This is a genomic window from Flavihumibacter sp. ZG627, from assembly GCF_000814325.1.
GTDB lineage: Bacteria > Bacteroidota > Bacteroidia > Chitinophagales > Chitinophagaceae > Flavihumibacter.
Genome location: NZ_JPHF01000001.1, coordinates 193,927 through 213,752 on the forward strand (window position 1 = coordinate 193,927; position 19,826 = coordinate 213,752).

Annotated in this window: 19 protein-coding genes; 15 read left to right on the forward strand and 4 right to left on the reverse strand. The window is 41.3% G+C overall.

Annotated elements, in window-relative coordinates; translation table 11 throughout:
* Positions 1 to 115: 115 nt before the first annotated feature.
* Entirely contained in the window at positions 116 to 3,238 is a 3,123-nt protein-coding gene (locus HY58_RS00830; protein WP_039126343.1) for a SusC/RagA family TonB-linked outer membrane protein, read from the forward strand.
* An 11-nt stretch (positions 3,239 to 3,249) separates the two neighbouring features.
* Positions 3,250 to 4,659 carry a SusD/RagB family nutrient-binding outer membrane lipoprotein gene (locus HY58_RS00835; protein ID WP_039126346.1) on the forward strand — a complete coding sequence of 470 codons (1,410 nt, stop codon included), beginning with the start codon at positions 3,250 to 3,252 and terminating at the stop codon, positions 4,657 to 4,659.
* 83 nt (positions 4,660 to 4,742) lie between these two features.
* On the opposite strand, the gene HY58_RS00840 is transcribed toward HY58_RS00835, so the two are convergent.
* The gene (locus HY58_RS00840) at positions 4,743 to 5,120 is read right to left on the reverse strand and encodes a hypothetical protein (RefSeq protein WP_172644578.1); all 378 of its coding nucleotides are present in this window, start codon (positions 5,118 to 5,120) and stop codon (positions 4,743 to 4,745) included.
* A 90-nt stretch (positions 5,121 to 5,210) separates the two neighbouring features.
* Positions 5,211 to 5,648 (reverse strand): nucleoside deaminase, encoded by a 438-nt coding sequence (locus tag HY58_RS00845; RefSeq protein WP_039126351.1) that lies wholly within the window; start codon positions 5,646 to 5,648, stop codon positions 5,211 to 5,213.
* Positions 5,649 to 5,737: 89 nt separating this feature from the next.
* Here HY58_RS00845 and HY58_RS00850 point away from each other — a divergent pair, with 89 nt between their 5' ends.
* Entirely contained in the window at positions 5,738 to 7,150 is a 1,413-nt protein-coding gene (locus tag HY58_RS00850) for an aldehyde dehydrogenase family protein (protein WP_253271472.1), read from the forward strand.
* A 104-nt stretch (positions 7,151 to 7,254) separates the two neighbouring features.
* The gene (locus HY58_RS00855) at positions 7,255 to 7,818 is read left to right on the forward strand and encodes a glutathione peroxidase (RefSeq protein WP_253271473.1); all 564 of its coding nucleotides are present in this window, start codon (positions 7,255 to 7,257) and stop codon (positions 7,816 to 7,818) included.
* Positions 7,819 to 7,827: 9 nt separating this feature from the next.
* On the opposite strand, the gene dusB is transcribed toward HY58_RS00855, so the two are convergent.
* On the reverse strand, positions 7,828 to 8,862 hold the full coding sequence (dusB, locus tag HY58_RS00860) for a tRNA dihydrouridine synthase DusB (RefSeq protein ID WP_039126356.1): 1,035 nt from the start codon (positions 8,860 to 8,862) through the stop codon (positions 7,828 to 7,830).
* A gap of 141 nt (positions 8,863 to 9,003) precedes the next feature.
* Here dusB and HY58_RS18615 point away from each other — a divergent pair, with 141 nt between their 5' ends.
* From HY58_RS18615 to HY58_RS00890, 6 genes are all read left to right on the forward strand, one after another.
* Positions 9,004 to 9,957, forward strand: coding sequence for a CPBP family intramembrane glutamic endopeptidase (locus HY58_RS18615; RefSeq protein ID WP_052323723.1), 954 nt, complete (start codon positions 9,004 to 9,006; stop codon positions 9,955 to 9,957).
* Positions 9,958 to 9,967: 10 nt separating this feature from the next.
* The gene (locus HY58_RS00870; RefSeq protein ID WP_039126358.1) at positions 9,968 to 10,810 is read left to right on the forward strand and encodes a phosphatidate cytidylyltransferase; all 843 of its coding nucleotides are present in this window, start codon (positions 9,968 to 9,970) and stop codon (positions 10,808 to 10,810) included.
* 35 nt (positions 10,811 to 10,845) lie between these two features.
* Positions 10,846 to 11,874, forward strand: coding sequence for a phenylalanine--tRNA ligase subunit alpha (gene pheS / locus HY58_RS00875; RefSeq protein ID WP_039126360.1), 1,029 nt, complete (start codon positions 10,846 to 10,848; stop codon positions 11,872 to 11,874).
* The gene (locus tag HY58_RS00880; protein WP_039126362.1) at positions 11,875 to 12,723 is read left to right on the forward strand and encodes a 3-hydroxyacyl-CoA dehydrogenase NAD-binding domain-containing protein; all 849 of its coding nucleotides are present in this window, start codon (positions 11,875 to 11,877) and stop codon (positions 12,721 to 12,723) included.
* A gap of 30 nt (positions 12,724 to 12,753) precedes the next feature.
* Positions 12,754 to 13,779, forward strand: coding sequence for an SDR family NAD(P)-dependent oxidoreductase (locus tag HY58_RS00885; protein ID WP_253271474.1), 1,026 nt, complete (start codon positions 12,754 to 12,756; stop codon positions 13,777 to 13,779).
* Positions 13,780 to 13,856: 77 nt separating this feature from the next.
* A complete protein-coding gene (locus HY58_RS00890) occupies positions 13,857 to 14,936 on the forward strand; it encodes a carboxypeptidase-like regulatory domain-containing protein (RefSeq protein WP_039126364.1) in 1,080 nt (359 codons plus the stop codon).
* A gap of 18 nt (positions 14,937 to 14,954) precedes the next feature.
* Here HY58_RS00890 and HY58_RS00895 read toward each other — a convergent pair whose 3' ends face one another.
* Entirely contained in the window at positions 14,955 to 15,899 is a 945-nt protein-coding gene (locus tag HY58_RS00895; RefSeq protein WP_039126367.1) for a UDP-3-O-(3-hydroxymyristoyl)glucosamine N-acyltransferase, read from the reverse strand.
* A 236-nt stretch (positions 15,900 to 16,135) separates the two neighbouring features.
* On the opposite strand from HY58_RS00895, the gene HY58_RS00900 reads away from it, so the two are divergent.
* Genes HY58_RS00900 through HY58_RS00920 form a run of 5 tightly spaced genes read left to right on the forward strand, consistent with a single transcriptional unit; the run spans position 16,136 to position 19,826 of the window.
* Positions 16,136 to 16,723: a pseudouridine synthase gene (locus HY58_RS00900; protein ID WP_039126370.1), complete on the forward strand. Its 588-nt coding sequence runs from the start codon at positions 16,136 to 16,138 to the stop codon at positions 16,721 to 16,723.
* 48 nt (positions 16,724 to 16,771) lie between these two features.
* Entirely contained in the window at positions 16,772 to 17,647 is an 876-nt protein-coding gene (locus HY58_RS00905) for a YicC/YloC family endoribonuclease (RefSeq protein ID WP_039126375.1), read from the forward strand.
* A 15-nt stretch (positions 17,648 to 17,662) separates the two neighbouring features.
* Positions 17,663 to 18,142 (forward strand): gliding motility lipoprotein GldH, encoded by a 480-nt coding sequence (locus tag HY58_RS00910; RefSeq protein ID WP_039126379.1) that lies wholly within the window; start codon positions 17,663 to 17,665, stop codon positions 18,140 to 18,142.
* Positions 18,143 to 18,144: 2 nt separating this feature from the next.
* Positions 18,145 to 19,131, forward strand: a complete 987-nt coding sequence (locus HY58_RS00915; RefSeq protein ID WP_039126384.1) for a sensor histidine kinase KdpD — start codon at positions 18,145 to 18,147, stop codon at positions 19,129 to 19,131.
* A complete protein-coding gene (locus HY58_RS00920) occupies positions 19,128 to 19,826 on the forward strand; it encodes a response regulator transcription factor (protein ID WP_039126387.1) in 699 nt (232 codons plus the stop codon). Before HY58_RS00915 ends, HY58_RS00920 begins: the two co-directional genes overlap by 4 nt.

Here is a 19,826-nt window from a genome sequence, read left to right on the forward strand (position 1 = left end):
TCTAACACACTATTTATCCTAAAGTTGCACTTGTCTGCAAATTTTTGCCATTTTATGCGGCATTAAACGTTAAATTAGTGTAATAACCATTTCTAATTACTTAAAACATTTATTCATGAGAAAATTACTGCTTGCGGTAAATCTCTTGCTTTTTCTATGCTTTTCACTCATTGGTGTGGCACAGGAAAGAAGAGTAACCGGGAAGGTCACCAATGCCAGAGGTGAAGCGGTACCTTCCGCTTCTGTTGTAATCAAAGGAACAAATACTGGAACTACAACTGATGAAGGTGGCAACTTTTCAATTTCCGTTCCGGATAATAATACCATTCTTTTGGTATCATACGCCGGATATCTGTCCCAGGAAATAAGAATTGGCGGAAGCAATATGCTATCCATAAGTCTTCAGGAAGGGGAAGGAATGGAGGAGGTCATCGTTACCGCTTTCGGTGTCAAAAAGGAAAAGCGGGCCCTTGGATATTCGGCCCAGGAAATTAAAGGGGGTGACCTGGTAAATATGCGACAACCCAATGTCATCAATGCCATGCAGGGTAAGGTTGCCGGTGTACAGATTAACAGTACAGGTGGCGCACCTGGCCAGGGTTCAAGGATCATTATCCGCGGAATAAATTCTCTTGATCCGAATGCCAACAACCAACCCTTGTTTGTAATTGATGGCGTGGTTATGGACAACAGTACAACTGTATCTTCCAGTAATCAATCCCAGTTACGTGGAATGTCTAACCGAGTGGCGGATATTAATCCTGATGATATAGAAACTATGTCTGTCTTGAAAGGCGGTGCTGCAACTGCATTGTATGGATCGCTGGGATCTAATGGTGTTGTTGTAATTACAACTAAATCAGCCAGAGCAGGTATGATGAGGGTTGGCTTCACATCTTCGTATGGAATAGACGAGGTGAATAAATTCCCTGATGTGCAAAGAACATTCAGCCAGGGTAATAATGGAGTTTACAATCCAGTCAGTTTTTGGCCAAGCTGGGGACCTACTACAGAAGCTGCCAAGGCCATTGACCCAACACATCCCGATAAAATTTACCATCATTACAAACAAGGATATAAACAGGGCGACCAATTCAGGGCAAGTATCAATATGTCTGGAGGAACCGAAGCTGCATTGCTAAGTTCCTCACTCTCTTATTTCAAACAGTATGGTACAATTCCCAACACTGATTATAAAAATATCAGTGCCCGGATAAATGGAAAATTTAAAATCAGTGATAAGCTAAGTTTTAGTCCTTCATTAAATTATATCAATTCAGGGGGCTTGAGATATAATGCAGATAGATATAACGAGAGCCTCACCTATTGGTCGCCACGTTGGGATGTAATGGACTATATAAATCCTGACGGCACTATGAAAACTTATGGAAACAATAATCCAGTATATGGAACCGCAACAAATCAGCTGCGTGACAATGTAAACCGTATCATAGCCAATGGTTTGGTCAGTTATAAGCCACTTAAATGGCTCGCAGTTGATTATCGTTTTGGTATTGATAATTACAGTGACTTCCGGCGCTATACAGCACCCGGTCCAAAAGGTGTTGTAGATGAGATCGTTTACGAAGACAACGGACTTGGATTTGTTAATGAACAACGTATTGGAAACAGGATCATCAATTCCAATCTTATTGTTTCAGCAAATAATGATTGGTCTGAAAAGTTTAATACAGTTTTACGTGTAGGCCACGATGTTCAGGATTATAAAAGTCATTCCCTCACAGCAGATGGACAGGAACTTGATATCCCCGATCTGCTTACACTCAATAATACCAAATTCAGGACTGCATCCGAAGCACTTAGCCGGAGCAGACTGGTTAGTGTTTTTGGGGATCTCACAATGAGTTGGGATAATTATCTGTTCCTCACCGTTACAGCAAGAAATGAATGGACTTCTACCCTTACCATAGGAAACAATTCATTTTTCTACCCCTCTGTGAGTCTTTCTTATGTGTTCAGTGATATGATAGACCTTCCTTCATGGATAAGTTTTGGAAAGCTGCGTGCCAGTTATGCCGAGATAGGAAAAGGAACTACACCTTACAGAACCAATTCTTATTATGGAACAAGTGTTCTTCAGTCAAATGGTCAGGTGCTCTGGACTCGTTCCGATTCAAAGGGCGATGTTAACCTGGCTCCTGAAAGAACAAGGACACTGGAATTTGGAACAGACCTGAAATTTCTCAATAACCGAATTGGATTAGAATTTTCCTGGTACAAACTTAATAGTACGGACCAAATCATTCCTGTATCCGTATCACCCACATCGGGATATACGCAGTTCATCCTGAATTCAGGTGAACTCGAAAACAAAGGGATAGAACTTGGTTTAAGCGCTAATCCTGTTCAAAGCAGAGATTTTAACTGGGATGTTAATGTGAATTTTTCCCGGAATAGAAATAAAGTGATTTCATTACGAGAAGGACTAACCGAAATAGTAATGGGAAGCCATTTTGGATATGTCGGTTCCACCGTTACCATGAAGTATGTACCAGGGTATGCAGTGGGTAATCTTTATGGTTCTTCATTGCTTCGTTATTATAGTGATAAAACCGACGATAAGAATACACTAGATAAAGATCTTCCCCTGCAAATTGCTACAACCGGAACTAATGCCGGATTCCCTGTTTATGATCCCACCCAACGCATTCTTGGTAACTCCCAGCCAAAATGGATTGGAGGTATCAGCAACAGTTTCACCTATAAAAACTTTAATCTGAGTTTTCTCTTTGATACACAGCAAGGTCAATTTCGATATAACCAATTAGAAAATTTTATGGCAGCTTTTGGAATCGCAGATTATACAGAGAACAGGAATGAAACCATAGTATTTAATGGCGTATTGCCTGATGGGCAACCTAATACCCAGCAAGTTTGGCTTGGCCAGGCTTTAGGACCTGATGGCAGAAACTATGGTGCAGGTTATTATAGAAATATTTATCGTCGCGCTTCTGAAAATTTTGTACATGACGCATCATGGGTAAGATTGAGAAATCTAAGTTTCACTTACAACTTCTCACGTAGCATACTCGAAAAAACGTTCGTGCAGGGAGCTTCTATTTCTCTTACAGGAAACAACCTCTGGTTAATTACTGACTATAATGGATTTGATCCTGAATCATCAAGTTTTAATGCCGGAAGCAATATGGATGGGTTTAGTGGATTTACTTATCCTGCTACCCGCAGTTATATCATGACATTAAACCTTAACTTCTAACCTTGTTTATTATGAAAAGACTAATAAATTTTATGCTTGTTGCAGGGACTGTAGTTGGGCTCACATCTTGTGAAAAATACCTGGATATTAATAATAACCCAAACCAGGCAACAAGGCCTCCTTTAAATGGACTGCTTGCAAGGGCAACATTTGATGCGGCATTAAATGTATTCCGTGTATCTAATACCAGTTCTTATTATGTTCAATACCTTGCTTCTCCCAATCCAGGGGGAGCAACAGATATTTTCGAGCCAATTGATGCCAGCAGTAGCTGGACTCAACTCTATGATAACCTGAGTGATTCATATGATCTCTACAAAATGGGAGGAGAGCGTGGCGCAACTGAGTACCAGGGAGTGGCAAGGATTCTGCAGGCCATGGACCTTATTCAGATTCATGACCTATGGGGATCCGCACCTTTTGAACAGGCATTTACCGGTGAATTTATTCGCCCGGTTTATGACGATGCGGAATCAATATATGCTACCATACTTAATTATCTTGATGAGGGTGTAGTATTACTTGGACAATCCGGATCTACCATTACCCTCCCTACAGATAATTCTGACCTTATTCATCAGGGTAGCGTAGAAAATTGGATCAAAACAGCCCATGCCCTTAAAGCAAGGATGTTAAACCGGGTAAGTAAAACGTCGGAGTATAATGCAACAGCAGTTTTGGAAGAAGTTGACGCTGCTTATGAGTCAATAGATGATGATGCTGCAATACTAACATTTGACATTAGAAACCCATGGGCTGGCGTTGCCTTAAATAATGAGCAACTGGTTCTGGATGGATGGTTGTCAGAGCAGTTTGTGGATGCCATGGATGGAACCACATTTGGCGTTATGGATAAACGCATCGATAAGATTGCCACACTCACCAAGTTTGGTGATTATCGCGGCACACCTAATGGAGTGGGTCGGGTTGGTTCGGGTATTGATGATGAGGAAAGTTATATAAGCAGGCAAGGCTATTACTCAAATGACGAGGCCCCACTTTTTATAATCACCTATGAAGAAGTGCTCTTTATTGAGGCTGAAGCGGCTTTCAGGTCTGGCGATAAAACAAGGGCATATGCAGCCTACCTTAAGGGCATCCGCACCAACTTTGACAGACTGGGTGTTGCGGCTGCTGATCGTGATGCTTACATGGCTAGTGATGTGGTGGCAGTTGGAGAAGGTGGCCTAACCCTTCAACGCATCTTTGACGAAAAATATAAAGCCCTTTTTCTTAGTCCTGAAACATGGAATGATGCCAGACGTTTAAATTATGGTTATACAGATTTTGAAATGCCTGCAAACGCTTCTACCACTACATTCGTTCGCCGTTTAGTTTATCCGTCTGTAGAAACCAGCAGAAACGGTGCAAACGTGCCTGCAATTGATGATAATACATTAAGGCTTTGGTGGGATCAGTGATTTTGGCAACAGAGAATTGTGAATTTTAAAGGGCCATCCGTTTTTCCGGATGGCCCTTTAAATGTTCCATGTTTATGTTATAATTAAAAACCACTGGTACTACAATACCAATCCATCTGGTCAATAGCATCCCAGTAGGTCATCCAGTAATCACGTACATCGGCCTGCATAAGTAAACCCTCAGATCTGTTGTAAATGGTTTGGATGCCATAGCGATTCAGATCTCCGTATATAACTGACCCCCTTAATGGTGTAAAACCTCCCCATGCTCTCATCAAACTGAAACCATTATACGTTTTAACAATATAATAGTCGCACTGGAAATCGCTATAAGCAACAATTCCCCTTTCCCGCTGTAACCAGTAAGATTCGTCTATGGGCTGCCTCGGACCGGTATCCTGGCGGCTACAGGCCGCAAGAAAAAGAACCATGGGCAACACAAAAAGTAAAATCTTTTTCATCATCTTTTTTATTATACTGCATAGACTGGAAACGACCCCGAAAGATTGACAAGAATTTGTTAAATGAGCGGGTAGCGTAATGTTAAAAAGTTAACGACGCATCTCAAAAAAACTCTTCATTAAAGAAGCACATTCCGTAGCCATTACTCCTCTTTCTATAGTAGCTTTTGGATGAAATGGCCAGTTATTTCCCGTAATCCTTGCATGCCCATTCTTTTCATCAGCAGCACCCCAAACTACCCTTCTTACTTTACTCCAATATAATGCTCCGGTACACATCAGGCATGGTTCAACGGTAACATAAAGTGATGCGTCAGGAAGATATTTTGCGCCCAGGTAATTGAAGGCCGATGTTAAAGCTATCATCTCGGCATGTGCGGTAGGGTCTTTTAGTTGTTCCACCTGGTTGTGCCCCCGGGCAATGATCTTATTATCTATGACAATTACAGCACCCACGGGAACTTCACCCTTATCAAAGGCCAGTTGAGCTTCGCGTAATGCTTGTTGCATGTAGTATTCCTCGGTCATTCCTCCGAAATTAAACAATAAAATTACAGCACTGTTATAAGGTATGAAGTGAAATAATTAATGACCTTTTTTTTGTCGTAATTTGAAATATGCAAATAGCTGCCATTCCGGAAAAAAAGTCCATTGACGATGAAATGCTGATTGCTTTAAATGGATTGCGCGCCAATTTCAAGTCGGGTGCAATAAGGTCATATGAATCGCGCCGCAATTCCTTGCTCAACCTGAAAGCATTATTATTAAAGTATGAAGAGGAATTGTATGCTGCCCTTTATGCTGATCTCCGTAAAAGCAAAGAGGAGGCATGGGTCACGGAGTTGGGGTTTGTTCTCTCAGAGATTAATCACACATTGGCCAACCTGAAAAAATGGATGCGGCCCAAAAGGGTTTCAACAAACCTCATGAATCTTCCTTCTTCCAGTCATATCTATAAAGAACCCTTAGGTGTTGTATTAATTATCGGGCCCTGGAATTATCCATTTCAACTTCTCTTTGGACCGCTTGTGGGTGCTTTGGCAGCGGGTAATGCCATCGTCCTGAAGCCCAGCGAACATGCTCCGGCTACCATGGCGGTTATGGAAAAATTAATAGCAGACGGTTTTTCTAAAAATGAAATTCTTTATATCGAAGGTGATGGCTCCATTGTTATTCCATCCATGATGAATAATTTCAGGTTTGACCATGTTTTCTTTACGGGAGGCACAGCAGTAGGAAAGGCAATTTACAGGATGGCCGCAGCGCAACTTGTTCCCGTAACACTCGAACTCGGTGGTAAAAGCCCTTGCGTAGTGGAAGCGGATGCCAATATAGAAGTAGCAGCCAGAAGAATTGGACTCACTACTTATTCTAATGCCGGCCAAATGTGTATCGCTCCAGATTATATATTAGTACATCATTCCGTGAAGAACAGATTAGTGGAATCTTTAAAGAAAGTTATAACTGATTTTTTTACTGAAGACCCGGCGGCCTCTTACAACTACGGTAGAATAATAAATGAGAAGCAATTTCAACGAATAAGCTCTTATCTAAATCAAGGGCGGGTGATCTTTGGTGGCAAAACAAATCCTGCAGACCTTTACATTGAGCCCACGTTGATGGATGAAGTTTCACTGGATGCCCCCATTATGCAGGAAGAAATATTCGGCCCTGTGCTACCTGTCATCTCATTTAACACTATGGATGAAGCCATTGAGATAATCTCAAGAAATCCGAACCCGCTTTCATTTTATGTATATACTTCCAGTAGAGAGAAAGAAGAGAAATGGATACATGCCTTACCTTTTGGTGGTGGCGCTGTAAACAATAGCAGCTGGCATTTTACCAATCCGGCACTGCCATTTGGTGGTCGAGGTACAAGTGGGATGGGCGCCTGCCATGGCAAGCATTCTTTCGATTGCTTCACCCACGAAAAAGCAGTACTCAAAACACCCACATGGTTTGATCCGGCAATGAAATATCCCCCCTTCAAAGGAAAATTGTCGTTGTTTCGAAAATTAATCAGGTAAGCATAATACGTAAATATTTATTCGATACGATAAACTTGTCCTTAAAAGTATAATTTCTAATAATTATTTCAAAGGGAAATGAAATGAGTGGCAGACAACAAATAATGAAATTGATTTATCCATTGATAATGAAAGCAGGAAAATTATTTGGTGCCAAATCCGGCATTTTGGAAAATTCAGGAAAACAGCCAGGCAGTTCTCTTTTCTCCATTTCTTATACCGAAAATAATGGACAGCAGGTATCTCTTGGTTCAATGCAAGGCAAGAAATTGTTAATCGTTAATACTGCTTCTGATTGCGGATATACTGCTCAGTATGAAACGCTGCAGAAGCTTTATGATAAATATAAAGACAGGCTGGAGATCATTGCCTTTCCTGCAAATGATTTTAAGGAACAGGAAAAGGGTAGCGACGAGGCAATCGCTCACTTCTGTAAAGTTAATTATGGAATAAGTTTCCCGCTGGCAAAAAAATCAACTGTTATAAAAGGAGATGACCAAAATCCTGTTTTTCGATGGCTGAGTGATGCAAACTTGAATGGTTGGTGCAACCAGGCCCCTGAGTGGAATTTTTCCAAATACCTCGTAGATGAAAAAGGTATGCTCCTGAGGTATTTCGCCCCATCTGTTTCACCAATGGACAAATCTTTAACTGTTATACTCGAATAACCCAAACCCTTAGCCGCAATTATAGGCCATATTGTCCATATCAACGGTTCGACGCTCAAATTGATAGCCTTCATACTGTTTCATTATCTCATCCAGTACATAATCTATTTCTTCAACAGTTTTAACTGTAACAAGCTTAAGGCGGAAATCTTTTATGTTAGGCAGTCCTTTAAGATAATTATTGTAATGCCGACGCATTTCATTGATTCCCGGTGTTAAGCCTTTCCACTCCACTGACCTGTGCAGGTGCTTGCGAATCACATCCACTCTTTGAACTATATCCGGAGAAGTGAGGTGTTCGCCAGTGGAGAGAAAATGTTTGATTTCCCTGAAGATCCATGGATAGCCAATGGCAGCTCTGCCTATCATTATCCCGTCAACACCATATCGGTTCTTATATTCCAATGCTTTTTCTGGTGAATCAATATCGCCATTCCCAAATATCGGAATGCTGATCCTGGGATTGTTTTTGACGCGGGCTATATGGCTCCAATCTGCATTACCCTTATACAACTGACTACGGGTTCTTCCATGTATTGATAATGCTCTGATACCTGTATCCTGTAGCCTTTCAGCCACATCATTGATATTAATTGATTCAGCATCCCATCCCAAACGGGTCTTTACCGTTACTGGTAATTTAGTTGATCTTACACAGGCTGCCGTCAACTTTACCATCATATCTACATCCTTTAACACGGCGGCACCTGCACCTTTTGTAACCACCTTTTTCACGGGGCAGCCGAAATTGATATCAAGCAGATCGGGATTAACAGCATCTACAATTTGTGCACTAAGCGCCATTGCTTCCTCGTCGCCGCCAAAAATCTGTATGCCAATCGGACGTTCATAATCAAATATGTCGAGTTTCTGCCGGCTCTTCATGGCATCTCTGATTAATCCCTCGCTACTGATGAATTCAGTATACATCAGGTCAGCGCCATTATCTTTGCATACCGCACGGAAAGGAGGGTCACTAACATCCTCCATAGGTGCAAGCAATAATGGGAACTCAGGTAATGTTATATTTCCTATCTGTATCAATAGAGTATTTTATTATGACTTGTGTTAAGCTGCCGCAGGTGCACTTGCATGGTCACAAAAAAAATGCATCTTGCAGCATGGCTTCCACGGGCAGAACCGCAAATTTACCAACTTAAACCGTGATGGCAACATCTGACCAATATGAATACCTATCTTAAGTATAAACCAGCCTGGTTGCAGTTGTTGGTTTTCGGGAGCCTTTGCTTTGGCATTTACCTGGTGTTGGGTTCACTGGTCCAATTGTTTGTAGCCTGGATGCATGATATTTCTGTAAGCGATCTGCAGTCTGTTGACTATGAAAAGCCAGGAGTAATTCCGGCGTTGCGATCCCTCCAGGGCTTGCTAACTATAGTTGTATTCCTGATTCCCTCCCTTATTTTTGCCTATCTCAGCCATAATCGCCCACTACAGTATATCGGACTTAAAAGGCCCATGCCATCTAATTTTTGGTGGCTTGGCTTACTCTTACTGATAATCGCATTTCCGGCAGCCGCATGGATTAATAAATTAAATCAGGACATGCACTTTCCTTCCTTTCTCAAGGATACTGAATCGGCAATGCGCGCAGCGGAAGAAAGTGCCCGGAAACTGATAAAAGCAATGCTTGATATGAAGGGTCCGGCCGACCTGGCATTAATGCTGTTAATCATTGCCCTTCTGCCTGCAATTGCTGAAGAACTTTTTTTCAGAGGGGTGCTGCAGAGACTTTTTATTCAGGTAACAAAAAGTCCATGGATGGGAATCATTATCACAGCCATGTTATTCTCCGCGTTTCATGGTCAATTTCTTGGTTTCTTTACCCGAATGATGCTGGGAATTCTTCTTGGCGCCTTATATTGGTACAGCGGTAGTATCTTGCCCTCCATCATTGGTCACCTCGTAAATAACGCTATCCAGGTTATCTATGTTTACCGTGATAGAACATATATTGACCAGGAACATCCGCTGCCACCAGGGTTTGTTATCTTTAGTTTCGTGGCCATTCTGGCAATACTATGGTATATGCGAAAAATATCACACACTCATTATGGAGAAATATATGATACAGATGATGAATTGATATTGCCGGCCAGGCAGGATAACCAAAACGAGTAAAATAATCTTCATGGCGTTTAACTGGCAAACATTCAGAACCAGAACAGGAACTGCAATAATTTTTGCAGTGGTTATGTTGGCTGGAATGCTCTGGAACCAATGGCTGTTCCTGATGCTATTTTCAATTATCCATTTCGGATGTTGGTATGAATACCAACAACTGCTTGAAAAAATTGATCCGGATTATAAACAGATCACGCCTTTTCACCGATATGGGGTAATGATAGCGGGCTGGTGTATTCTTTTGTTCTTTACCGGAAACGATATTTTTTCTGATGTTCTGTCGCTTCATGCCATAGCATGGTGGGTAGGATTAGTGCTTATTCTTGTTTTGCCAATTATGGAATTGCTTTTTTCTCGGCATATTAACCTGAGAAACATCAGACACTCCATACTAGGGTTGCTCTATATCTCCCTGAGCTTTGGTCTGCTGGTGCAAATGAGATGGGAAGATTTGCGTTTGCCTATACTGATTATCTTTTCTATATGGATCAATGATACTATGGCATATATAGTCGGTTCCCTGATAGGTAAAACCCCGTTAAGCACTATTTCTCCAAAAAAAACCTGGGAAGGAACCATCGGAGGTATAATGCTTAGCGTTCTTGTAATGGCAATTGTTGTATATACCACTAATTATTTTTATTCTTTAACCCATTCGGTAATAATAGCATTGATCGCAGCTGTTGCCGGAACTTTTGGCGACCTTCTGGAGAGTAAGGTTAAACGAATGGCGAATGTAAAAGACAGCGGGTCATTTATGCCGGGCCATGGTGGATTTCTTGATCGGTTTGACTCCATCCTCCTGGCAACACCTTTTGTATGGATCTATGTGAATCTCTTCCTGCGTTGACTTCAAGCCCTCTTGCTTTTCCTTATCTTTGGGCTATGGAAAATCTCTTATCCCAGATCGCAGCCTATAAGCAGGAGATCGAAAATACACAGGCCAATGGGTCAGCCAATTTAGAAGAATATCGCATAAGGTTTCTTGGTACAAAAGGAATCGTCAAAGCCATGTTTGGGGAAATGAAAAATGTTCCAGCCGAACAAAAGAAAGAATTTGGCGCTATCCTGAATGAATTTAAACAATTTGCAGAAGCTAAATATGAATCCTGGAAGGCCTCGTTTTCAGGCCCCGATGAATTAACCAATGAAATTGATCTGACCCTTCCGGGTGACCCAATGAATCTTGGTTCGCGGCACCCTATCAGTCTGGTGAGAAACGAGATTATCTCAATATTCCGAAGACTGGGATTTTCCGTTGCTGAAGGCCCGGAGGTTGAAGATGACTGGCATAATTTTACCGCCCTGAACCTACCCGAGAATCATCCTGCCCGCGATATGCAGGACACATTTTACCTGAACCAGAACCCCGATTGGTTACTACGTACACATACCAGCAATGTACAGGTGAGAGAAATGGAAAAAGGTAAGTTGCCAATACGCATCGTTTGCCCCGGAAGGGTATACCGAAATGAAACAATTTCGGCACGCGCACACTGCTTCTTTCACCAGGTGGAAGGATTATATATTGACGAACATGTTTCTTTTGCCGATCTAAAGCAGACCTTATACTTTTTTGTACAGGAACTGTTTGGACGCGATGTAAAGATCCGCTTCCGGCCATCCTATTTCCCCTTTACTGAACCCAGTGCTGAGATGGATATAAGCTGCCTTCTTTGCAACGGAAAAGGTTGTAATGTATGTAAAAATACCGGTTGGGTTGAGATACTAGGCTGTGGTATGGTTCACCCACAGGTTTTGGAGAATTGTAGTATTGATAGTAATAAATTCACGGGTTTTGCATTCGGAATGGGCATTGAAAGAATTACTATGCTGAAACACCAGATAAATGATCTTCGCCTCTTTAGCGAAAACGATGTAAGGTTTCTGCAACAGTTCACTGCAAGCTTATAAATGAATTCAACGATCAAATCCATTTGCGTTTGTGGAGCTGGAACTATGGGAACCGGTATTGCACAAGCTGCTGCCCAGCATGGGTTCACTGTTATAGTATTTGATATCGGTGAAAGCATGCTGAAACAGAGCCGGATCGGCATGGAGAAAAACCTGCAATCTCTGGTAAATAAGAATAAAATTTCTGCGTCTACCCGGAAAATAATACTTGATAAGGTGTCCTTTACATCCAGCTACCAGTCATGTATAGCTGATTTTGTTATTGAAGCCATTCTCGAAAAACCAGTTGCCAAACAGGAACTTTTCCGGCAGCTTTTTGAAGTAAATAGTGATGCCACCATTTTTGCCACTAATACCTCATCTTTATCAGTAACAGAAATCGCCAGGGCATTACCTTACCCATCCCGGGTGGTCGGTATGCATTTTTTTAACCCCGCCACCATAATGAAACTCGTAGAAGTTGTCCAAACTAAATTTAATAGTGCTGCAACTATAGAACTGGTTATGCAACTGGCCCTTGATATGGGAAAGAAACCAGTGCGTTGCATTGATGCACCCGGCTTCATCGTCAATCGTGTGGCCCGGCCTTATTACATTGAAGCATTGCGGTTGGCGGAGGAGGGCGTGTCAATGTCCGTTATTGACGCCCTGATGGAGTCGGCCGGTTTTAAAATGGGACCCTTCCATTTGATGGACCTTATCGGTAATGACGTCAATTATGCCGTTAGCTGCAGTGTTTATGAACAACTGGGTAAACCCCCAAGACTAACACCATCAGCCATACAGCAACAAATTGTTGCGGCAGGAAAACTGGGTAGGAAATCCGGTGTAGGTTACTATAACTACTGATATGTTTTATTATTACTTAGATTTGACTTCATGACCCCAACAGGTAATCCCGATGCAGGAATGAATCACATATTGGTTACAGGAGGAACTGGATTTCTGGGGGCCTATATCCTCAGGCGGCTCATTTTGGATGGTTTCACGGTAACTGCCATTAAAAGAAAAGATAGTGCTCTCCCCAATTTTATAGATCCCGAAATAATCCAGAAAGTCATTTGGCTTGAAGGCGATGTTCTCGACATTGGTTCGCTGGAAGATGCAATGGAAAATGTTGACGCAGTTATCCATTCAGCTGCAGTAGTCTCTTTCCATAAGGTCGACCGTCAAAAAATGTATGCAACCAATATAAAAGGTACGGCTAATGTGGTAAATATAGCTATTGAAAAAGGTATCAAGAAGATGGTACATGTTAGTTCGGTGGCGGCGCTTGGTAGAACCAAAAAAGATGAGACCGTAGACGAGAATAAAACCTGGACCATCAGCAGAAATAATACTCATTATGCCATTACTAAACAGAAAGCAGAAATGGAAATGTGGAGGGGAATGGCTGAAGGCCTGCATGGTGTGATTGTGAATCCAAGTACGATACTCGGTTATGGAAACTGGAATAACAGTAGCTGTGCTATTTTCAAAAATGCATGGCAGGAATTTCCATGGTATACCAATGGAGTAAACGGCTTTGTTTATGTTGAAGATGTTGCAAATGCTACGGTCCAACTTCTTAAATCAGATATTTCAATGGAGCGTTTCATTATAAATGGCGACAACTGGAGTTTTAAGGAAGTGCTCACTTCAATGGCCACTTCTTTTGGGAAAAATCCCCCTTCACGAAAGGCAAGTCGGCTCTTAGGCTCATTGGCATGGCGCTTTGAAAAAATTAAATCATTATTTACCGGACAGAAGCCTTTACTCAGTCGTGAATCTGCGAAAATAGCACAAAGCAAAACCCGGTTTAACAATAGTAAAATTACGGGAGCATTACCCGCATTTCAGTTCACCCCCCTTGAAGAGGCAATTAAGTTGAGTTGCAAGCGGTATTTAAAAGAGCATTCACGATAAATGGCCTCTTTTTTGAGTCCTCTGCATACGACTTCACTTAAAAAGTCGTTTTAATTGCTGTTCCAAACTTGATACTTATGCAAAAACTGATAGTACTTTTTACCGCTCTGTTCTTATGTTTCAATTTCCTTAATGCCCAGGAACATTTTAAAGTGACTGGAAGGGTGATTGATTCGGCTTCCCAACAACCCTTAAATGGAGCATCGGTTTTTTGTCAGAATACCACTTTCGGAGTAATAACCAATGCCGATGGAGAATTTGCTATAAGTCTCCCGAGAGGGGGGTATGACCTCGTAGTTTCATTTACCGGGTACCAGTCTTTTGAACAGCGTATCAATACATCAAGTACAGAACCAATTGCTATTGCTCTTATGGCAAAAGATAAAAGCATGGAAAGTGTTACTGTAGCTGGAAGCAATGAAGTACCTGATGGATATGTAAAGTATGGTGAGTTTTTCAACGAGCTGTTTTTTGGAACAACTGCAAATGCTAAAGAATGTAAGCTGCTTAATCCAGAAGCACTAAGGTTTTTCTATAGTAAGAAACGTAATAAATTGAAAGTGCTTGCTAAGGAAGACTTGCAGATTGAAAATAATGCGCTGGGCTATAAGATCAGGTATCAATTGGATTCGTTAAGCTTTGAATATGGTCCTAAAATGAGCACCTATACAGGTTACCCCTTTTTTGAAGAGATGAATGGATCTGATGTAGAACAGGCAAAATGGAATTTCAATCGTAAGAAAGCTTACCTGGGCAGTAAACTCCATTTTATGCGCGCGTGGTATGATAGTACAATTCAGAAAGAAGGGTTTGCTCTTGAGCGTGTAAACCCCGATGCCCGAGAGTTTGAGGCAACACCAATCGAAAACTATTATGACTCTGCCTTTTATAGTTATGATAGCAGTGCTGTTGACATTGCCCTACAAGGAAAATTTCGCATCAAATACAATAAGGAGAAACCCGATCCCAAATTTGTAAGCTTCTTTAAATTACCACCCCATATAAAGGTGCAATTGTCAATCCTTGATATCCTGGATAGTTTTGTGATTGAAGAAAATGGCTATTGGTACCAACAGACTGATCTGATCAATACAGGTTATTGGAGTTACGAAAGGATGGCCGAAGCTGTGCCTTATGATTACCTGCCATCAGAATAAAATTGACACAGTAAATTCTTATGGTTTCAGCTTGGCCCAGATCTCTGGAATTCTTTTGATCCAGATCAGTTCCCTTTTTTTCACAGATGCTTCATCAGTAGGCGATCCCCAATAAATTTTGCCACCCTCCAGGTCACCAGGCACGCCCGCCTGTGCAAGTACAACCGCATTTTTACCAATAGTAAGGGTTTTATTTACACCTACCTGACCCCATAATACTACCCCGTCCTCCAGCGTTACAGCACCCGCAATACCAACCTGTGCTGCTATAAGACAGTTCTTTCCAGTAACAGTATCATGACCTATATGCACCTGGTTATCAAGTTTGGTACCTGCTCCAATTATCGTATCTGAACTAACACCTCTGTCAATAGTACAACCAGCTCCGGTTTCCACGTAATCCTCAAGTATAACCCTGCCACAACTCTGCATTTTTTTATACCAGATTGGTCGATCTTTTTTGGTGTTATAATAGAAAGCATCTGATCCTATAACTGTACCGGATTGGATTATCACGTTGTTACCAATAATACAATGATCCAGTATGGTTACATTGGGATGAATACGACAGTTGCTTCCAATCACAACATGATGTCCGATAAAAACATTCGGAGCAATATATGTGCCTTCTCCAATTTCAGCAGTATTACTAATGGATTGCGTTGCAGGTGTGAAGGGACGAAAGTAGTCAACGATTGTAGTATAGGCTTCAAAAGGATTGTCAACAACGAGTAATGCTTTGCTTTCCGGGACTATAACATCACGATTGTTTATGATAATAAATGAAGCTGCTGATAACAAACATTTCTCGTAGTATTTTGGATGATCCACAAAAACAAGATCACCTTCTTCAACACGATGGATCTCATTTATGCCTGTTGCCATGCCAGAACTATTGCCGATGAGCTCCGCATTGATCAATTCAGCCATCCATGTTAAAGAAACCGGAGAAGGGAATCGCATAATTTGAAATTTGCTCAAAGGTAATTGCATCTGTTGTGATGGAAATCATGATTCGCTTTTCCACACGACAAATAAAAATGTGAATAAAATTTATTGAAATATTTTTTTCGTTAGCAAAAATTATTTTTAATATTGTGTAGGGAAATTTTGTTCCCTACTTACTAACCCATCCAAAATACAAAGCTCGGTTTACTCCCGGGCTTTTTTTCTGTCTATAATTCAATGTTTCATTCTTCATGTTGCACTACTTCGCGTTATATAAACCCTTTGAAGTGCTGACACAATTCAGTTCAGAAGGGAATAAGAAAACACTTAAAGATATCATTGATGTTCCCACAGATGTATACCCTGTTGGCAGACTGGATTATGATAGTGAAGGATTGTTGCTGCTTACAAATGACAAAGGCGTGAATGCCGCACTGTTACAACCTTCTAAGCGGCGGGAAAAATCTTACTTCGTGCAGCTGGAAGGTGAGATCACACCAGATGCTATATCAGAACTTAAGAAAGGGGTTAATATTAGTATCAACAATAAATTACATCATACCCTTCCCGCTAAAGTTATATCGCTATCCAAAGCACCTTCATTGCCCGAAAGAAATCCTCCTATACGTTTCCGAAAGAATATTCCAACGAGTTGGATAAGCTTATCAATACGTGAAGGCAAGAACCGTCAGGTCAGGAAAATGACGGCTAGTGTTGGATTCCCTACCCTAAGACTCGTTCGTTATAGGATAGGAGGCATGAATATTGAAGGATGGTATCCTGGTGAACTGCGATCATTTACTAGGGAAGAATTTTATAAACTGGTTTTTAACGGCTAATCCCTCTATCCTCTCAATTCCTTACCTTGCCCCTTAAACATTATTTACATGCTGAAATCAATGACGGGCTTTGGAAGGTCAGAACAGAATGTGGGAGATAAGACCTTCCTGGTAGATATTAAATCGCTTAATGGTAAACAGTTTGAATGTTCCTTGCGAATGCCCGCATTTCTGAAGCCATTTGAATTCGATATTCGTAAACGCCTTTCCGAAAAGCTGCAGCGCGGCACAATTGATTGCACTGTAAGCCTTAAGCAAACCGGGAATGCAAAACCTGTATCTATTAACACCTCACTGGCAAAAGCATACTACCAACCGCTCGCCGAACTGTCAAAAGAATTGGGACTGGATCCTTCCCAGATCCTCGGTAATATTCTCAAACTTCCGGAAGTAATTACTCCCAGCTCAGATACTTTAACAGAAGAAGAGTGGTTGACATTCCGTGATATACTTGACCAGGCAGCTGATGAACTCAATACCCATCGTTTCGAAGAGGGTAAGGTGCTGGAAGATGATTTATTGAAAAGGATTTCCAATATCGAAAAACAACAACTCATCGTTGAGGCACTTGAACCACAGCGACAAAAAAAGATAAGGGAAGGACTGGTAAAACTTCTTGAAGAGAATGTAGGTCAGGAGAATTATGATAAGAATCGCCTGGAACAAGAGATCATTTTCTATATAGAGAAAATTGATATCAGCGAAGAAATGGTTCGTCTGAGAAACCATTGTGACTATTTCAGGACCATGCTTCGTGAAAATGATTCAGAGATAGGCAAGAAACTTTCCTTCCTGCTGCAGGAAATTGGCAGGGAGATCAATACTACCGGCGCTAAAGCCTATGATTCGACTATCCAGCAGTCCGTGGTTATGATGAAAGATGAATTGGAAAAAGCCAAGGAGCAGGTGCTGAATGTTTTATAAGTTATTTTTACAGGTATGAAACTCGTTCATCGATTTTTGTTTTTTATAGTGCCAGCAGTTTTACTGGTTGGATCTTGCCAGAAAGTGGATCTTTTTGAAAAAAATGTATCCCTGAAGGAGCATCGCTGGCCATCAGCAGTGAAACCCGAAATAAGTTTCACCATCACAGATACAACATCACTGTATAATCTTTTTGTGGTCCTCCGGCATACGGAAGCCTATCGCTACAATAATTTATGGTTGAAGATCCATACAATTCCGCCAGGTGATAGCACTGGTTCACCTCAATCACTCGACCTTCAACTTGCCAGTAATGAAAAAGGATGGTTGGGTGTTGGGATGGATGATATTTATGAACACCGTATAAGAATTACTGCCTCTGCCATTTCATTAAAACCTGGAACGTACCGCTTCAAACTGGAGCAGATAATGCGTGATGATCCATTATTACATATCCTGAATGTTGGGATAAGGGTGGAAAGGGTACCCAACTGATTATGCCATTACGTTTTTTACCTAAGCAGAAACTTGCCATCGCCACGGCCATTTATTGGTTTCTTTTGCTTTATATTATTGCTGCCCTTTTCTTTTGGTTTGCTAAACTCCAGCAGCAGAATCAACAGATGGCACAGCAAAAGTTAATGGAACTGGTTGCCAATGACCCCGATTATATCCGGAAAGTGGAAATGATCAATGAAGAAGCCCGGCGAAAAACGATGCAATTTAATGGAGAGGGTATTACGTTCCTGTTAATTATTCTGGTGGGAGCCGTATTCGTTTTCAGGGCTGTAAGAAGGCAGTTCAAAACAGCTCAGCAACAACAGAACTTTATGATGGCAATTACCCATGAGTTAAAAACTCCGATTGCTGTTGCAAAGCTTAACCTGGAAACACTTCAAAAGCACAGACTTGATGAGGAGAAGCAAATGAAACTTATACAAATGACGCTTCAGGAAACTAATCGCCTGAATACTCTGACCAATAATATTTTACTCTCCTCTCAATTGGAGGCTGGGGGATACAAAATGGTCATGGAAGACATTGCCATTTCCAATCTTGCAGAAAAGCTAATGACCGACCTGCAACACAGATTCCCCGACAGATTAATGGAATGGGAGATCCAACCGGGTCAAGTTATTAAGGGAGACCCCGTTTTGATCGAAATAATGATGAATAATTTACTCGATAATGCGCTTAAATATTCATCAAAAGATAGCCCTATAATATTGTCACTCTATGATGGCGGTACCGGCTTGATACTGCAGGTAAAGGACCAGGGTATCGGTATACCTAATGAAGAAAAGCAAAAAATCTTTGAACGATTTTACCGGATCGGAAATGAAGCAGTGAGAAAAACAAAGGGCACCGGTCTGGGTTTGTTCCTTTGTAAAAAAATCGCAACCGACCACCATGCGCTCATCAATGTTTCCGATAATCATCCGAGGGGCAGTATTTTTACCATACAATTCAGAAATAAACGATGAAACCATTATCTATATTATTGGTGGAAGATGAAGAAAACCTGCATGAAGCACTCAAGCTAAACCTTGAACTGGAAGGATATGAAGTAACCTCGGCCTTTGATGGTTTGAACGCAGTTAAAGCAGTCCAGAATGAATATTTTGACCTGATCATTCTTGATATAATGCTACCTGAAATGGATGGCCTTGCCGTAATGGAAACCATTCGCATACAGAATAATGAAGTGCCCATATTGGTGTTGAGTGCCAAAAGCACCAGTGCCGACAGGGTCCTGGGCTTAAAAAAAGGAGCCGATGATTATCTCACCAAACCTTTTAACCTTGAAGAACTTCTGATCCGGGTACAGAAACTTATTGATAAGAACATCCGTATACAGGTTAAAGATTCAATTGGTGATATCTATGTATTTGGTGATAACAGGATTGATTTCAAGGCCCAGGAAGCAGTAACAAAAAATGGCACAACTATCCAGCTTAGTAAAAAGGAAGCCATGTTGCTTAAATTGCTCATCGAAAATAAAAACGATGTGATTCCCCGTGAAAAGATCCTCCAGACAGTTTGGGGATACAACGTATATCCTACCACACGAACTATCGATAACTTCATACTCAACTTCCGAAAATATTTTGAGGATGATAGCAGAAATCCACGTTACTTCCACTCTGTAAGAGGGGTTGGCTATAAATACAGCGAGTAG

Excerpts from the sequence above, each read along its gene's own strand:
- HY58_RS00830 (WP_039126343.1), top strand. The coding sequence starts at position 116 with ATGAGAAAATTACTGCTTGCGGTAAATCTCTTGCTTTTTCTATGCTTT.
- HY58_RS00835 (WP_039126346.1), top strand. The coding sequence starts at position 3,250 with ATGAAAAGACTAATAAATTTTATGCTTGTTGCAGGGACTGTAGTTGGG.
- HY58_RS00840 (WP_172644578.1), bottom strand. The coding sequence starts at position 5,120 with ATGAAAAAGATTTTACTTTTTGTGTTGCCCATGGTTCTTTTTCTTGCG.
- HY58_RS00845 (WP_039126351.1), bottom strand. The coding sequence starts at position 5,648 with ATGACCGAGGAATACTACATGCAACAAGCATTACGCGAAGCTCAACTG.
- HY58_RS00850 (WP_253271472.1), top strand. The coding sequence starts at position 5,738 with ATGCAAATAGCTGCCATTCCGGAAAAAAAGTCCATTGACGATGAAATG.
- HY58_RS00855 (WP_253271473.1), top strand. The coding sequence starts at position 7,255 with ATGAAATTGATTTATCCATTGATAATGAAAGCAGGAAAATTATTTGGT.
- HY58_RS18615 (WP_052323723.1), top strand. The coding sequence starts at position 9,004 with ATGAATACCTATCTTAAGTATAAACCAGCCTGGTTGCAGTTGTTGGTT.
- HY58_RS00870 (WP_039126358.1), top strand. The coding sequence starts at position 9,968 with ATGGCGTTTAACTGGCAAACATTCAGAACCAGAACAGGAACTGCAATA.
- pheS (WP_039126360.1), top strand. The coding sequence starts at position 10,846 with ATGGAAAATCTCTTATCCCAGATCGCAGCCTATAAGCAGGAGATCGAA.
- HY58_RS00880 (WP_039126362.1), top strand. The coding sequence starts at position 11,875 with ATGAATTCAACGATCAAATCCATTTGCGTTTGTGGAGCTGGAACTATG.
- HY58_RS00885 (WP_253271474.1), top strand. The coding sequence starts at position 12,754 with ATGACCCCAACAGGTAATCCCGATGCAGGAATGAATCACATATTGGTT.
- HY58_RS00890 (WP_039126364.1), top strand. The coding sequence starts at position 13,857 with ATGCAAAAACTGATAGTACTTTTTACCGCTCTGTTCTTATGTTTCAAT.
- HY58_RS00895 (WP_039126367.1), bottom strand. The coding sequence starts at position 15,899 with ATGCGATTCCCTTCTCCGGTTTCTTTAACATGGATGGCTGAATTGATC.
- HY58_RS00900 (WP_039126370.1), top strand. The coding sequence starts at position 16,136 with ATGTTGCACTACTTCGCGTTATATAAACCCTTTGAAGTGCTGACACAA.
- HY58_RS00905 (WP_039126375.1), top strand. The coding sequence starts at position 16,772 with ATGCTGAAATCAATGACGGGCTTTGGAAGGTCAGAACAGAATGTGGGA.
- HY58_RS00910 (WP_039126379.1), top strand. The coding sequence starts at position 17,663 with ATGAAACTCGTTCATCGATTTTTGTTTTTTATAGTGCCAGCAGTTTTA.
- HY58_RS00915 (WP_039126384.1), top strand. The coding sequence starts at position 18,145 with ATGCCATTACGTTTTTTACCTAAGCAGAAACTTGCCATCGCCACGGCC.
- HY58_RS00920 (WP_039126387.1), top strand. The coding sequence starts at position 19,128 with ATGAAACCATTATCTATATTATTGGTGGAAGATGAAGAAAACCTGCAT.